Origin of the sequence: Thiolinea disciformis DSM 14473 (genome assembly GCF_000371925.1) — a bacterium.
Lineage (GTDB): Bacteria > Pseudomonadota > Gammaproteobacteria > Thiotrichales > Thiotrichaceae > Thiolinea > Thiolinea disciformis.
Window position 1 is genome coordinate 1 of the sequence record NZ_AQVE01000006.1, and the last position, 14270, is coordinate 14270.

The 14270-nt window shown below is 45.9% G+C and carries 9 protein-coding genes and 2 rRNA genes; 8 read left to right on the top strand and 3 right to left on the bottom strand.

Annotated elements, in window-relative coordinates:
• The 3 genes from A3IE_RS0106115 to A3IE_RS0106125 all read left to right on the top strand — a co-directional run.
• Window positions 1-1229: ribosomal RNA gene (locus A3IE_RS0106115) — 23S ribosomal RNA — on the top strand; the annotation flags it as partial.
• Between the two features lie 130 nt (window positions 1230-1359).
• A 5S ribosomal RNA gene (gene rrf, locus A3IE_RS0106120) occupies window positions 1360-1475 on the top strand.
• A gap of 126 nt (window positions 1476-1601) precedes the next feature.
• On the top strand, window positions 1602-2618 hold the full coding sequence (locus tag A3IE_RS0106125; protein ID WP_020394720.1) for an SH3 domain-containing protein: 1017 nt from the start codon (window positions 1602-1604) through the stop codon (window positions 2616-2618).
• A 41-nt stretch (window positions 2619-2659) separates the two neighbouring features.
• On the opposite strand, the gene A3IE_RS0106130 is transcribed toward A3IE_RS0106125, so the two are convergent.
• Complete coding sequence (locus A3IE_RS0106130; protein WP_020394721.1) at window positions 2660-3238, bottom strand: hypothetical protein; 579 nt, start codon at window positions 3236-3238, stop codon at window positions 2660-2662.
• Between the two features lie 238 nt (window positions 3239-3476).
• Between A3IE_RS0106130 and A3IE_RS0106135 the strand changes: the two genes are divergently transcribed.
• The 5 genes from A3IE_RS0106135 to A3IE_RS0106155 all read left to right on the top strand — a co-directional run bounded on the left by A3IE_RS0106135 (window position 3477) and on the right by A3IE_RS0106155 (window position 8842).
• Complete coding sequence (locus tag A3IE_RS0106135) at window positions 3477-4541, top strand: LacI family DNA-binding transcriptional regulator (protein ID WP_020394722.1); 1065 nt, start codon at window positions 3477-3479, stop codon at window positions 4539-4541.
• 16 nt (window positions 4542-4557) lie between these two features.
• On the top strand, window positions 4558-5862 hold the full coding sequence (locus tag A3IE_RS0106140; protein WP_020394723.1) for an ABC transporter substrate-binding protein: 1305 nt from the start codon (window positions 4558-4560) through the stop codon (window positions 5860-5862).
• A gap of 87 nt (window positions 5863-5949) precedes the next feature.
• Window positions 5950-6849, top strand: a complete 900-nt coding sequence (locus A3IE_RS0106145) for a carbohydrate ABC transporter permease (RefSeq protein ID WP_020394724.1) — start codon at window positions 5950-5952, stop codon at window positions 6847-6849.
• Entirely contained in the window at window positions 6842-7720 is an 879-nt protein-coding gene (locus A3IE_RS0106150) for a carbohydrate ABC transporter permease (protein ID WP_020394725.1), read from the top strand. Before A3IE_RS0106145 ends, A3IE_RS0106150 begins: the two co-directional genes overlap by 8 nt.
• Before the next feature lie 9 nt (window positions 7721-7729).
• The gene (locus tag A3IE_RS0106155) at window positions 7730-8842 is read left to right on the top strand and encodes an ABC transporter ATP-binding protein (RefSeq protein WP_020394726.1); all 1113 of its coding nucleotides are present in this window, start codon (window positions 7730-7732) and stop codon (window positions 8840-8842) included.
• 121 nt (window positions 8843-8963) lie between these two features.
• On the opposite strand, the gene hrpA is transcribed toward A3IE_RS0106155, so the two are convergent.
• Both hrpA and A3IE_RS21935 read right to left on the bottom strand, forming a co-directional pair.
• Window positions 8964-12818: an ATP-dependent RNA helicase HrpA gene (hrpA, locus tag A3IE_RS0106160; protein ID WP_020394727.1), complete on the bottom strand. Its 3855-nt coding sequence runs from the start codon at window positions 12816-12818 to the stop codon at window positions 8964-8966.
• Between the two features lie 68 nt (window positions 12819-12886).
• Window positions 12887-14116, bottom strand: a complete 1230-nt coding sequence (locus A3IE_RS21935; protein WP_020394728.1) for a GGDEF domain-containing protein — start codon at window positions 14114-14116, stop codon at window positions 12887-12889.
• Window positions 14117-14270: the final 154 nt, after the last annotated feature.

Below are 14270 nucleotides of genomic sequence, written 5' to 3' on the forward strand. Positions count from 1 at the left end.
CGGATGAAGGAACTAGGCAAAATGGTACCGTAACTTCGGGAGAAGGTACGCCTCTGAGGGTGTTAAAGCCCATGGAGGCCGCAGAGACCAGGCCGCTGCAACTGTTTATCAAAAACACAGCACTCTGCAAACACGAAAGTGGACGTATAGGGTGTGACGCCTGCCCGGTGCCGGAAGGTTAATTGATGGGGTCAGCGCAAGCGAAGCTCTTGATCGAAGCCCCGGTAAACGGCGGCCGTAACTATAACGGTCCTAAGGTAGCGAAATTCCTTGTCGGGTAAGTTCCGACCTGCACGAATGGCGTAATGATGGCGGCACTGTCTCCATCCGAGACTCAGTGAAATTGAAATCGCTGTGAAGATGCAGTGTACCCGCGGCAAGACGGAAAGACCCCGTGCACCTTTACTATAGCTTTGCACTGAACTTTGAACCTGCTTGTGTAGGATAGGTGGGAGGCTTTGAAGCCGTGACGCCAGTCATGGTGGAGCCAACCTTGAAATACCACCCTGGTATGTTTGGAGTTCTAACCTCGATATAACAGTATCAGGGACAGTGCATGGTGGGTAGTTTGACTGGGGCGGTCTCCTCCCAAAGAGTAACGGAGGAGCGCGAAGGTTCGCTAATCCCGGTCGGAAATCGGGAGGTTTGTGTAAAGGCATAAGCGAGCTTGACTGCGAGACAAACACGTCGAGCAGGTGCGAAAGCAGGTCTTAGTGATCCGGTGGCTCTGCATGGAAGGGCCATCGCTCAACGGATAAAAGGTACGCCGGGGATAACAGGCTGATTCCTCCCAAGAGTCCATATCGACGGGGGAGTTTGGCACCTCGATGTCGGCTCATCACATCCTGGGGCTGAAGCAGGTCCCAAGGGTATGGCTGTTCGCCATTTAAAGTGGTACGCGAGCTGGGTTCAGAACGTCGTGAGACAGTTCGGTCCCTATCTGTCGTGGGCGTTAGAGTTTTGAGGGAAGCTGCTCCTAGTACGAGAGGACCGGAGTGGACGCACCTCTGGTGTTCCTGTTGTCACGCCAGTGGCATTGCAGGGTAGCTATGTGCGGACGGGATAACCGCTGAAAGCATCTAAGCGGGAAGCCCCTCCCAAGATGAGAACTCTCTAGAGGCTAGACCTCTCTAAAGGGCTGTTGGAGACTACAACGTTGATAGGCGGGATGTGGAAGTGCAGTAATGTATGTAGCTAACCCGTACTAATTGCCCGTGAGGCTTGATTCTATAACCCTTAGCGGTCTGAATGAGATTGTGACTCAGATCCCTTGTGAGTGTAGTAGGCAGTGCTTACTAGACGCTTTTCCAGATTAGGCGACGGCGGTTATCCAACCTTCGTCAGTGCCTTACCAGTTTGCTTGGCATCCATAGAGACGTGGAACCACCTGATCCCATCTCGAACTCAGAAGTGAAACGCGTCATCGCCGATGGTAGTGTGGGGTTTCCCCATGTGAGAGTAGGTCAATGCCAAGCACCCCTTATAAGCCTGTCCACTCAACTGGATGGGCTTTTTTATTTATAGTCTTAGTCTCATTCCGCTCTTAACTTTTCTTAGGCTACACTTTCTCTCATAACAAATGATTAATTGAGGGAAAAGTTATGCGCCACTATTATCTATCGCGATTGTTTATTCCCGTTGTTCTACTGCTTACTTTTCCAAGTTTAGCTGACACCACTGTTAAATCCCAAACTATCCAAGCAACCTATTTCGTTACTGCATCTGGTGTTCGTGTGCGAGCTGCGCCAAATACAGCTAGTGCTGAAAAAGCACGTCTTAATTTGGGCGATCAGGTGACTGCCATCCAACGGACTCACGAGAAGTTGCCTGTTGATTCTACCTCCGCTTATTGGTATGCACTTAAACAACCGCAGGGTTGGGTAGCAGGAAATTATCTGGTCGAAGCCCCTGTCGGGCAAGAGGAACAACTGTGGCTTCAGCTGGCTAAGCAGCGCTTACAAAAAACGGGTATAAGTTTTCTCGATCAAGCGGATCTGTATCGCTTCATCGACAAAACCATTCCAAATATTAAAAATACGGCTATTAAAGCGGAAATGGAATTGTTGCGTTTACTTGCTCTTCAAGAGACGTTAAACACTATAAGTTCGAACAGTATCATGAATGATTCGAGGCGTAGTGATAAAGCCTACACAGATTGGTTAGCGCAGTATCGTAAATCCTTCGACTTATTTGATGACGAAATTTCAGGGCGTTGGCTTATTCCGGTTAAGTACTATTGGCATTTGGCTGATAAATATGCCAAAACCCAAGCAGGTGATGAGCTAGCTTGGCAAGCCTCTCAGGCGTCCTTAGGTGGTGAATGTGAGGGGGATATTAGTTGCAACTTGCATCGTGAAAGCCTGACGCGGGGTGAGTATTTAAGACGTTTCCCCGCAGGCAAGTATGTCAATCAAAGTTTAATTGAGTTGAAAGAGGTATTGGATTTCATTCATAGCGAATTAAAATCACAACCGAATTATTTCAAAGATGCCAAAGACACTTTGAAGCCTATTCAAGCCTTAATTAAGTCACTGAATCGAGTCAGTTCTCAAGCGCCTAAACAAGCTAAAGTGCTCAAAAGCTTAAAAAGTTTAGAAACTGCGGTGAAAAAAGCTTAAATATTACTAGGCGAGTGTTGGGAAGCACTCGCTAGTGAAATTTAGGGTTCAATTTTATGGATCTGTAAGGTCATGCCGCCACGATTATCACTGACACGACTGTTATCAAATAAAGCAAACTGAACATCAGCAGGGTTAGCCAGAGTAAAGCTTGACACTTGTGCTGAGGCAAGGGCAGTTTGTTCATCAGGGTAAATTATATTGCTCGCCACTTCATAAGCGTTAATCGTAGGGAGCACTAAAAAATAGCTGGTATTGCGCTCGGCAGGCATCTTATTGACGATAGGAATCGCCTTTTTATCGACCGTCACCGAAGCTAATTGGGTGGAGGCAATATAATAGTTGTTATGCATACCAGTAAAGCGTGTCGGTTGTGTGCGTTCACAACCCCGTTTGCGGGTACAATTGGTGGTTGACCAAACACTCCAAGCAGCGAATTTCCCTTGAACAGGTGTTACTTCATAAGTGCCTTTTTCGAGCTTTAAAGTTACAGGTCGAGCAGCATTATTGATTTTTGCATCTAAACTTACCATTTGATCGGAAGCTGAAGCAGTTATTGTCGTTCCTAGCCAGACTAAGCTTGCTAGCAATCCCCACCCATAAGGTTTTGATCGAATCATGGTTATCCTCCTGATATGGTATCCATGTGGTTTGATGTTAAAAAATAAGTCATCTTTTAAAGGTCTCAAAGTGTAAAGCACCGCAGCAGCAATTTGCAAAGCTCAGAGGATATTTGGTGGAGTGTATTAGAACGTTCCAATTTTTTTAGAAAAGTTAACGGATTTTGGAACGTTCCAATTGACAAAGATTATCAGATTAAATTATCTTTATTAGATCAATGAGGAGAGAGTTGCCTTTATGCGCGATGTGGCTAACTGGAACGTTCCAATTCCACTGTTAAATAAACAAGCTACCTTACATGATGTAGCACGCGCAGCAGGTGTTTCTAAGTCAACCGTTTCCTTAGTTTTGCAAGGGCGCTCTAGTGTGAGTGCCAAAACACGCGATCAGGTTTTAGCAGCCATTGAATCGACCGGTTATGTCTATAACCGTAAAGCCGCTGCTTTGCGCCAGGCTCAACGCAATGACCTGATTGGTGTGATTGTGAATGAACTCAATACTCCTTATTCAGGCGAAGTGTTAAGCCAAATCGAGAAGGTGTGTTTTCAGCAGAATTTAGTGCTGATGTTTGCTAGTAGTAGCGATCTCTGCGAGAAACAAGAGCGTTTAGTGCAATTATACATGGAGCATAAGGTGGGCGGCTTTATCTTATGCCCAGCCCCCTATACTGATCGCACTTGGTTAGAGCGTATTTGGAGTAGTGGCTTTCCTTTAGTGCAGATTATGCGTGAAGTTAGTTTTAGCCAGCTTCCGGTGGTGATCGCAGATAATCGTCAAGGTGCTTATGAGGCGGTGAAACATTTGATCCAATTGGGTCATCAGAAAATTGCCTTTGTCGGCGGTAGTGAAGAAATTTCGGATTATCAAGAGCGTTTAGCTGGTTATATGACAGCCCTTAATGAGGCTGGAATTCGAGTGCCTGCACAATATATTTGCCCTATACCCCAAAGTCGCCAAGCAGGCCGTGATGGCTTAAAGACTGTTTTAGCTTATGACTCAAGGATTAGTGCTGTCTTCTGTTTTTCGGACTTGGTGGCTTATGGCGTGTTTAGTATGGCACGCGAAATGGGTATTCAAATCGGCAAAGATTTAGCCGTAGTAGGTTTTGATGATTTGGAGGATTCGCATATTACACATCCTGCTTTAACCACCGTTAGGGTTGAGGCAAACCAATATGCGATTGAGGCGATGAATTTATTGCGTGTTTATCAACATGATAGGCAAGCACCTGTCGTGCGTCGGGTTGTGCCGGCACGATTAATAATCCGTGAATCCTGCGGCGCACCGCAGCAGTTTGTGTAACCTTTGGAGTAAAACCATGACAATTCGTGTTTTGAAAACAACGTTTATTGCTTCAGCACTTGCGATGGCTTTAGCAGGTACCGTAGCCGCAGAAGATACTAAACCAAAAGATGCCGCAGCGAGCGTTAAAAAAGTCGGTGAGGTCGAGGTATTACACTGGTGGACTGCGGGCGGTGAAGCAAAAGCCTTGGGGGTTTTGAAAGAAATGTTAGAAGGACAGGGCGTGTCTTGGAAAGATATGCCAGTCGCCGGTGGTGGTGGTGAAAAAGCCATGACGGTATTGCGTTCACGTGTACAAGCGGGGAATCCACCTACTGCGGTACAAATGTTGGGTTTTGATATTCGTGATTGGGCCAAAGAAGGTGCAACAGCGAATTTAGATGATTTAGCCACCAAAGAAGGCTGGGAAAAAGTGGTTCCTGAAGCTTTACAAGCCTTTTCGCGTTATGAAGGTCATTGGGTAGCATCGCCTGTAAATGTGCATTCAACCAACTGGGTGTGGGCAAACAAAAAGGTCATGGACGATTTGGGTGTGACTGAAGCACCTAAAGATTTTGATGCTCTGATTAGTATCTTAGACAAAGCAAAAGAAAAGGGTATTACGCCTTTAGCGATTGGTGGTCAACCTTGGCAGGAAGCTACTTTGTTCGAAGCGGTTGCTTTATCAACCGGCGGCCCAGAGTTTTATAAGAAAGCCTTTATCGACTTGGATAAAGATGCTTTGACCTCCGACAATATGAAAAAGACGTTTGACCGCATGAAGAAATTGCGTAGTTATGCGGACGCCAATTTTTCTGGACGTGATTGGAACTTAGCGGCAGGTATGGTGATTGAGGGTAAGGCTGCCCTACAAGTGATGGGTGACTGGGCAAAAGGTGAGTTTTTGAACGCGAAGAAAGTGCCGGACACCGACTTTTTATGCTATCGCTTTCCTGGTACCCAAGGCAACGTAACCTTCAATGCTGATCAGTTCGTCATGTTTAAAGTGAAAGATGATCAAACCGAAGCACAAAACCTCATGGCGAAAGATGTCATGGATCCAAAATTCCAAATTGCTTTCAATTTGGTAAAAGGCTCAGTGCCAGCACGTACCGATGTCTCGGACGCAGAGTTTGATGCGTGCGGTAAGAAAGGTATGAAAGATCTTGCTGAGGCTTCTAAAGGCGGTACTTTATTAGGGTCGATGGCCCATGGCTATGCTGCTCCAGCAGCGGTTAAGAATGCGATCTATGACGTAGTGACTAAGCACTTCAACAGTGATGTTTCTGCCGATGATGCAGTTAAGCAATTAGCGGCTGCAGTAGAAGGCGCTAAGGAATAATAGCTTCACGCTATACCCACAAGCTATACCGACCGGCTTGCAGTGGTGAGCCGGTTTTCTTACCACAGTCTCTTGCAGGAAAGGCTTATGTCTACCACGACTGTCCGATCAGGTGGCGACTGGCTACGTCAGTTCCTACCGCGTTTAGTATTAGCCCCGTCTTTTGCCATTACGCTAGTATTTGTTTATGGCTTCATTATTTATACCGGCTATATTTCGGTTAGCAAATCGAAAATGCTACCCAATTTAGACTTTGTCGGCTTAGACAATTATAGAAAATTGTGGAAAACCCTCAACTGGCAGGTAGCGCTCGATAATCTAGCCATCTTCGGTATTCTTTATATTGTGATTTGTGGCGCATTAGGTTTATTCCTCGCCATTCTGTTAGATCAAAAAATTCGTGGCGAAGGTTTTTTACGTCCCATTTATCTTTACCCCATGGCCTTATCTTTCGTCGTTACTGGTACCGCCTGGAAATGGTTTTTAAATCCTGGTTTGGGCTTAGAAAAAACGATGCACGATTGGGGTTGGGCTAGCTTCAAATTCGATTGGCTCATTAATCCTGATATGGCAATTTACACGGTTGTTATTGCAGGTGTGTGGCAAAGCTCTGGCTTTGTAATGGCGATGTTTTTAGCCGGTTTACGTGGCGTGGATGAGGAGCAATTAAAGGCCGCCCAATTGGATGGCGCTTCGACCTTCCAGACTTATTGGCGAATTATTATTCCACAATTGCGTGCTGTGTTTCTTAGTGCGTTTGTAGTATTGGCGCACATGGCGATTAAAGCTTACGACTTGGTGGTGGCTTTAACGGGTGGTGGTCCAGGGAATGCGACCGAAGTGCCTGCTACTTTCATGTATTCCTATACGTTTACGCGTAATCAAATGGGCGTGGGTGCTGCGTCGGCCATGATTATGTTAATGACGATTGCAGCCATTATTGTCCCTTACTTGTATGCTGAAACACGGGAGGCGCGCCATGAATAGTACTATCGTTGGCACTAAACAGGGTGTGTCCCCATGGCGTGTGGTGCTTTATGTTACTTTGATTGTTTTTGCGATTTTCTATTTGTTGCCACTTTTTGTCATGCTGGTGACCAGTTTTAAAACTTTGGATGAAATTCGTCTAGGCAACATTCTCGCGTTTCCCTCCGAGTGGACTACCGAGCCTTGGGTTAAAGCATGGGGGAATGCCTGTGTAGGCTTAACCTGTGAAGGCATCAAAGGCTATTTCTGGAACTCGATCAAGATGGTCGTTCCTGCAGTGTTACTCTCAACTTTGATGGGTGCATTAAATGGCTATGTGCTAACCAAATGGCGTTTCCCCGGTCACAAATGGGTGTTTGGTTTAATGCTATTTGGTTGCTTTATTCCTTTTCAAATTGTTTTGATTCCTATGTCACAAGTATTAGGTTTCTTTGGTTTGGCAGGAACAACCGCTGGTTTGATTTTTGTGCATGTGGTTTATGGTTTGGGTTTTACCACGCTGTTCTTCCGCAATTATTACGAAGCCTTTCCCACTGAATTAGTCAAGGCAGCCATGATCGACGGCGCAAGCTTCTTGGGGATTTTCTGGCGGATTTTATTACCCAGCTCAGGCCCGATTATTGTCGTGACTATTATTTGGCAGTTCACCAATGTCTGGAACGACTTCTTGTTCGGTGCTTCTTTTGCAGCAGGTGAAGGTGCACCAATGACTGTGGCTCTGAATAACTTGGTGAATAGTTCCACTGGTGTTAAGGAATATAACGTGGATATGGCGGCAGCTATGTTTGCGGCATTACCAACTTTATTAGTGTATATCGTCGCGGGACGCTATTTTGTGCGCGGCTTAATGGCTGGCTCCGTGAAAGGGTAAGGGATAAGTATGTCATCATTAGAAATTCGTGATGTGCGCAAGTCATATGGTGCAGCACATATCCTCAAAGGGATTAATATTGGTATTAATAGCGGCGATTTCCTCGTGTTGGTAGGCCCCTCGGGTTGTGGTAAATCAACGCTGCTAAACATGATTGCAGGTTTAGACACGATCACTTCCGGCGAGCTATTAATTGATGGAAAAGTAATGAATGATGTTCACCCGTCGCAGCGCGATATCGCGATGGTGTTTCAGTCGTATGCGCTCTATCCGAATATGAGCGTGGAAAAAAATATTTCCTTTGGTTTGGAAATGCGCAAAATGCCTAAGGCTGAGATTGATAAGCGGGTGGCAGATGTATCGCAAATGCTCCAAATTCAACCGCTGTTGAAGCGTAAGCCCTCGCAACTCTCCGGCGGTCAACGTCAGCGTGTTGCGATGGGGCGCGCCTTGGTGCGTGAGCCGAAAATCTTTTTATTCGACGAGCCGCTATCTAACTTGGATGCCAAGTTGCGCGTGGATATGCGCACGGAAATCAAGAAACTCCATCAACGCCTAGGTTCAACCATTGTTTATGTCACTCACGACCAAATCGAAGCGATGACCTTAGCAACCAAAATTGCGATCATGAAAGCGGGTGTGTTACAACAATTAGGTTCGCCGGATGAGGTTTACAACGCACCTGCGAATATGTTCGTGGCTAGCTTTATGGGTTCACCTTCCATGAACTTGATCCCATCCAAATTAGTGATGCAAGACGGTAAATTAACGGCTAGCGTTAAGCTTAAGTCAGGCCAAGAATTATTTTTACCGTTGGCGGAAAATGCCGCTTATAACGCGTGGCAGGGTAAAGAGGTGATTTTAGGTTTACGTCCAGAGGCAATCACCGACCCAGGGAGTGCGGAGGCTACGAGCAAATTACTACATCAAGCCGATGTGTTGATTGATGTCGTTGAGCCAACGGGAGCGGATATCTATGCGCGGATGGAATTAAACGGTCAAGATACCGTAGGGCGGATGCGTGCTAATTGTGGCGCGATTGCGAAACAAAATGCACCCGTCACTTTCAACATGCAACAGGCTGTATTATTCGATCCCAAAACGGAAGAGCGCATTAGTTAAGCGACTTAAGTGCATTCAAGGGATTTTTTCAGGGCAGTTCTAACTAGGGCTGCCTTTTTTAGCGCCTTCCTTTTTAAGGTATCAACGAGAAGCTTTAGTAAAAGGCTCAGGCAATGAAGTGTTAGTACTTCTCTAATCGTTTGGCCGATACAGGCTTAGCCGTTCCTAATTCTTGTGCAAACAATGAAACACGAAATTCCTCGATCATCCAGCGATATTCGCGCAAATTTTCCAATGTCTGGGGCTCAGTGAATTTACCCAAAGCCTTGCTGCGGGTTTTATATTGTTCCCAAAACGGTTTGACTTGCAGATAAAGTGTTTGATCTTTGGTCGGCGCTTCTTTGAGTTTTTCCAAGCGGCGTTGAATACCTTTTAAATAGCGTGGCAGATGGCGCAATTCTTCTGGCTCATAATTTTCTAAAAAGCCGACATAAACTAAATGATCAAGCTGATCATTAATATCTTCCAAAGCGCTTTGCCATGCACTGGGCATTTTGCCTTTTAATTGCTTACGAATATCATGGTAAGATGCTAAGGATGGTGCTAATAAGCGGATTAACTCTTGCGCTTGCGTATAAATATTTTTCTTAGCGAGCAATAACGTCTGTTCGAACTGACTTTGTTGACGTATGGATAAATAATCTTTAAAAGCTTGGCGCACCGCATAGCGTGCAATGCTTTCTTTTAATTCTTCACATTTTCCCGTAGCCGCATAATGCAAACACAGTTGTTGCATATTCGGGACGTGTCGCGGTAAATCGCGTAATTCACTAGGTAATGCCAGTAATAATAAACGCAATACACCCAAACGCTGCGCCGCTTGCGCCTCCATTTCATTATCGAAAAGACGAATATCAACACCATGGCCTTGATCGATTAAGGCAGGCCACGTATGCAAGCGTACACCACCTAATTCAATTTGATGTGTGTTCGGCAAATCGCCAAAATCCCAACGGACTAAACCTTGTTTTTCTAATCGGGTAACTGGTTGGCGCTTCAATTCTTGGCGTGCTTGCTCGGTCACTTTGCCGCGCAAGGTGTTCCAATCACGCCCTGTATGTACCACCTTGCCTTGCTCGTCCAATACCTCAAAACGCATTTGTAGATGCAAGGGTAGCTCAATATTTTCCCAATGTTCTGGCTCAATGTGTGTGCCGCTCATTTTCAGCAAATGTTTGGCTAATGCTTCTGTTAAAGGCAAGGTTTCACTGGGCGTCAAAGCCTCCATACACGCACGTGCATAATCAGGAGCGGGTACGAATTGCTTGCGAATGTGCTTGGGTAGGCCACGAATCAAAGCGGTGACTTTTTCTTCCAATAAGCCTGGGACAAGATAGTCAAAACGAATCGGCGAGAGTTGATTGAGTGCCAACAATGGAGTGCTCACTGTCACACCATCGTCTTCTGCATTTGGTTCGAAATGGTAGCGCAATGTGAGTGTGATGCCTTGCACGCTAATCGTATCAGGGTATTGCCCGCTTTGTTCTAAACGTGCATCACGCTGCATTAAATCATCACGGCTTAGGAAGAGTAGTTTGGGATTTTTTTGCTCGGCATATTTGCGCCAACGCTCGAAGGAGTGTCCATTAACTACCTCTTTGCCAATACGCGGCTCGAAGAAATCAAATAATAATTGCTCATCGACCAGAATATCGCGGCGGCGTCCTTTGGCTTCGAGATGCTCAATATCGGCTACCAAATCCGCGTTATGGCGGAAAAAGGGCGCATTAGTTTTATATTCGCCATACACCAACGCATGACGAATAAAAATCTCGCGGCTTAAAACTGGATCAATCCGCCCATAACTGACACTGCGCTTAGGCGTAATGGTGATGCCGTATAAAGAAGTGCGCTCGAAAGCGGCAACATTCGCGGGCTTTTCCTCCCAATGAGGTTCGGTGTAATGACGCTTAATTAGATGTTGCGCCAATTCTTCAATCCATTCGGGCTGAATTTTGGCAGCCGTCCGCGCATAAAGCTTGCTAGTTTCGACTAATTCGGCGGCCATGACCCATTGTGGTGCTTTCTTACGCAAATTGGAGGCGGGGAAAATAAGGAATTTGCGTCCATTGGCGCCTTGATATTCCAGATTTTCGTCTTTTAAACCAATATTCCCCAATAAGCCTGACAATAAACTGCGATGAATCCCACTATAGTCGGCTTCTTTTTCATTTTCTTTAATGCCCGTTTCGAGCAAAGTAGAGCGAATTTGTTGGTGAATATCATGCCATTCTTGTAAGCGCGTCCACGATAAAAAGTCGGTTTTGCACGATTTTCGGAATTGGTTCTTGGATAGGTGCTGGCGCTGTTCGTGGAAATATTGCCACAGTTTGAGGAGGCTTAAAAAGTCCGAATCTTCGGCTTTAAAACGGGCATGTTTTTCATCAGCGGCCTGCTGTTTGTCCATGGGACGTTCGCGTGGATCTTGAATGGCCAAGGCGGCTGCAATGATGAGTACTTCTTTTAAAGCGCCTTCTTTTTCTGCCGTGACAATCATTTTACCCAAGCGCGGGTCGACGGGAAGTTTGGCCAGTGTATGGCCTAGCGGCAATAAATTATAGTCCGCATCTACCGCGCCTACTTCAAACAGCAATTTATAGCCATCCCGAATCAAGCGGGTGTCCGGTGCTTCGACAAACGGAAATTTTTCAATCTCGCCTAGTTTCATGGTTTCCATTTGCAGGATGACTGAAGCGAGGTTGGTGCGCAGTATTTCAGGCTCAGTGAAAGCAGGGCGGTTGTTGTAATCGTCCTCACTATACAAGCGAATAGCGATGCCTGAGGAGACGCGTCCGCAGCGCCCTGAACGTTGATTGGCTGATGCTTGTGCTATTTTTTCAATGGGCAAACGCTGCACGCCTGCACGCCACGAATAACGCGAAATACGGGCTAAACCGCTATCCACTACGTACTTAATACCTGGTACGGTCAATGAGGTTTCCGCGACATTGGTGGCTAAGACAATACGCCGCCGTCCATGGGGTTCAAAAATTTTATGTTGTTCTTCGGCGGAAAGGCGTGCATATAAAGGTAAAATTTCGGTGGAGGGCGGATGGTGTTTGCGCAACGCCTCTGCAGCCTCACGAATTTCGCGCTCCCCAGGGAGAAACACTAGAACATCGCCCGAACCTTCCAAACTCAATTCATCCACGGCGTCTAAGATGGCATCGGTCAGATCGCGCTCGTCTTCGCCTTCAATATCCACTAATGGCCGATAACGTAACTCCACCGGATAAGTACGCCCCGACACTTCAATAATCGGAGCGCCATCAAAATGTTTAGAAAAGCGCTGCGAGTCAATCGTTGCTGAGGTAATAATAATTTTGAGATCGTGGCGTTTCGGCAAAAGCCATTTCAAATAGCCGAGCAGGAAATCAATATTGAGGCTGCGCTCGTGTGCCTCATCGATAATCAGTGTGTCATAATCATTCAGATAGCGATCCTGCTGAATTTCCGCCAGCAAAATCCCATCGGTCATTAATTTAATATAGCTATCTTTATGTGTTTTATCAGTGAAACGAACTTTATAACCTACCTGCTGCCCCAGCGGGGTTTTTAGTTCCTCAGCAATACGATCTGCAACACTTCGTGCAGCAATACGGCGCGGCTGCGTGTGTCCAATATAACCATCAACCCCACGACCTGCTTCCAAACACATTTTAGGGAGCTGTGTAGTTTTACCCGAGCCTGTTTCACCACAAATGACGACCACTTGGTGTTTTTTTATGGCAGCGATAATTTCTTCGCGACGTTGTGCGACGGGTAAGTCTTCAGGATATTCCGGTTTAGGTAAATTTTTTAAACGCGTGGCGCGTCGCTCTAATGAGGACTTAATCGCTGTTTCTAAACGTGCTTGGCGTTCGGCATCCGGTTGACGTTCCAACTGTTGCAAACTACGGCGCAACCGAAAGCGTTCTGCACCCATCGTGGCAGATAATTGTTGACGTAAGCCAGTCAAGGGAGCAGGGGGCAGCATGGAATAACCTAACGAATTCGCTAATCAAACCTATTATTATAGCGAATTGCTAGCCTAAAGTTAATGGCTTAAGCCGCTTGTCCTAGGGCAGGCTCGTGCTCTTCCAAATCGCTGTCATCTAAGCCACAAGCCTCGTGAGCAACTTGATTACGACCACGGTGTTTAGCGTGATAAAGTGCTTGATCAGCAGCACGTAACAGCATCGCTGGGAATATGACTTCGCGTTCAGCGCTTTGGTTAGCTAATTCATCGGTGCGCATCGTACTGGGTACGCAGGATGACACACCAATACTGATAGTAATGGGCTTATGGCCTTTGGGATCGAGACTAAGAGGCTGTTTCTCAATATGGGCGCGTAAGCTTTCCGCGACATTGAGGGCATCCTCTAAGGTCGTATTCGGTAGCAGAATCACAAATTCTTCCCCACCATGACGTGCTACCACATCGGAGGCGCGTTTCGCAAGACTTTGCAAATTGCGCGCAATCAATTTCAAGCATTTATCACCTGCTTGATGCCCGAATTGATCATTAAAACTTTTGAAATGATCAACATCAATCATTAATAAAGAGAGTGGCTCGGCATTGCGTGCAGCACGGCGCCATTCAAGCTTAAAGACTTGTTCAAAATAACGACGATTGGCGACTTGGGTCAGAGGATCGGTGTTCATCTGATCCAGTAGGCGGATTTGTGCGTGGTGTAAGGTGCTAAGTGTAGCAAACAAGACATGCCCACTAAGAGCCATAAGACCTGCTAAAACCCCGAGGCTAATCGCTAATAAATTAAAAGAAAGATTATCTTGCGTGAATAGCACCAAAATCATGGGAATAAACACGGCCGCAATTTGAGCGTGTAAAGCATTACGTGATAAAACGATAAGTGGAAAAATGGAGACCGCAATTAGGCTTAGGAGTACGATATGTAAAGCGAGATTAGTGGTTTCGGGTACATAGAATAGAATGCTGGATAAGCCCCACAACGCATTTAAGAGGGTAGTGTGTAAAAGGTAGTTTTGTGTTAATTGATGGAGGCGTTCAGGTGTTAAAGGATTTTCAGTGAAAATTTTGCCACTTTGCAGCCAGCGTAGGGCGCTAATAGCGACCACACTTAGATACCAAATACCCATCGTCCAACGACTAATGGGTTGGCTAAACCATAAAATGGCCGTTAGCAGTGTTCCTGAAAGCACTTGCATCCAAAAATAAACAACGCCATAGCTTAGCAATACTTTCATTTGTTCCTGTACTACCTGATCGGGCAGTAGGTCGAAGTAAGCGCTAATGCGATTATGCTTATTCATCCACAACACCTTTTCCGAAAGATTCGTCAAAAGTAAATTATATACAGCAGCCTGTATTGTTTATGATAGTGACATTTTCGATGAATTGCAGTCGTATTCAGACGAGCTGTCTTTAGGTTTATAGTAGCTTTTGCGAAAAGGCATAGCCGAAAAA

Coding starts and splice junctions, on each gene's coding strand:
- A3IE_RS0106145 (WP_020394724.1), top strand. CDS start 5,950: ATGTCTACCACGACTGTCCGATCAGGTGGCGACTGGCTACGTCAGTTC.
- A3IE_RS0106150 (WP_020394725.1), top strand. CDS start 6,842: ATGAATAGTACTATCGTTGGCACTAAACAGGGTGTGTCCCCATGGCGT.
- A3IE_RS0106155 (WP_020394726.1), top strand. CDS start 7,730: ATGTCATCATTAGAAATTCGTGATGTGCGCAAGTCATATGGTGCAGCA.
- A3IE_RS0106125 (WP_020394720.1), top strand. CDS start 1,602: ATGCGCCACTATTATCTATCGCGATTGTTTATTCCCGTTGTTCTACTG.
- A3IE_RS0106135 (WP_020394722.1), top strand. CDS start 3,477: ATGCGCGATGTGGCTAACTGGAACGTTCCAATTCCACTGTTAAATAAA.
- A3IE_RS0106130 (WP_020394721.1), bottom strand. CDS start 3,238: ATGATTCGATCAAAACCTTATGGGTGGGGATTGCTAGCAAGCTTAGTC.
- A3IE_RS0106140 (WP_020394723.1), top strand. CDS start 4,558: ATGACAATTCGTGTTTTGAAAACAACGTTTATTGCTTCAGCACTTGCG.
- A3IE_RS21935 (WP_020394728.1), bottom strand. CDS start 14,116: ATGAATAAGCATAATCGCATTAGCGCTTACTTCGACCTACTGCCCGAT.
- hrpA (WP_020394727.1), bottom strand. CDS start 12,818: ATGCTGCCCCCTGCTCCCTTGACTGGCTTACGTCAACAATTATCTGCC.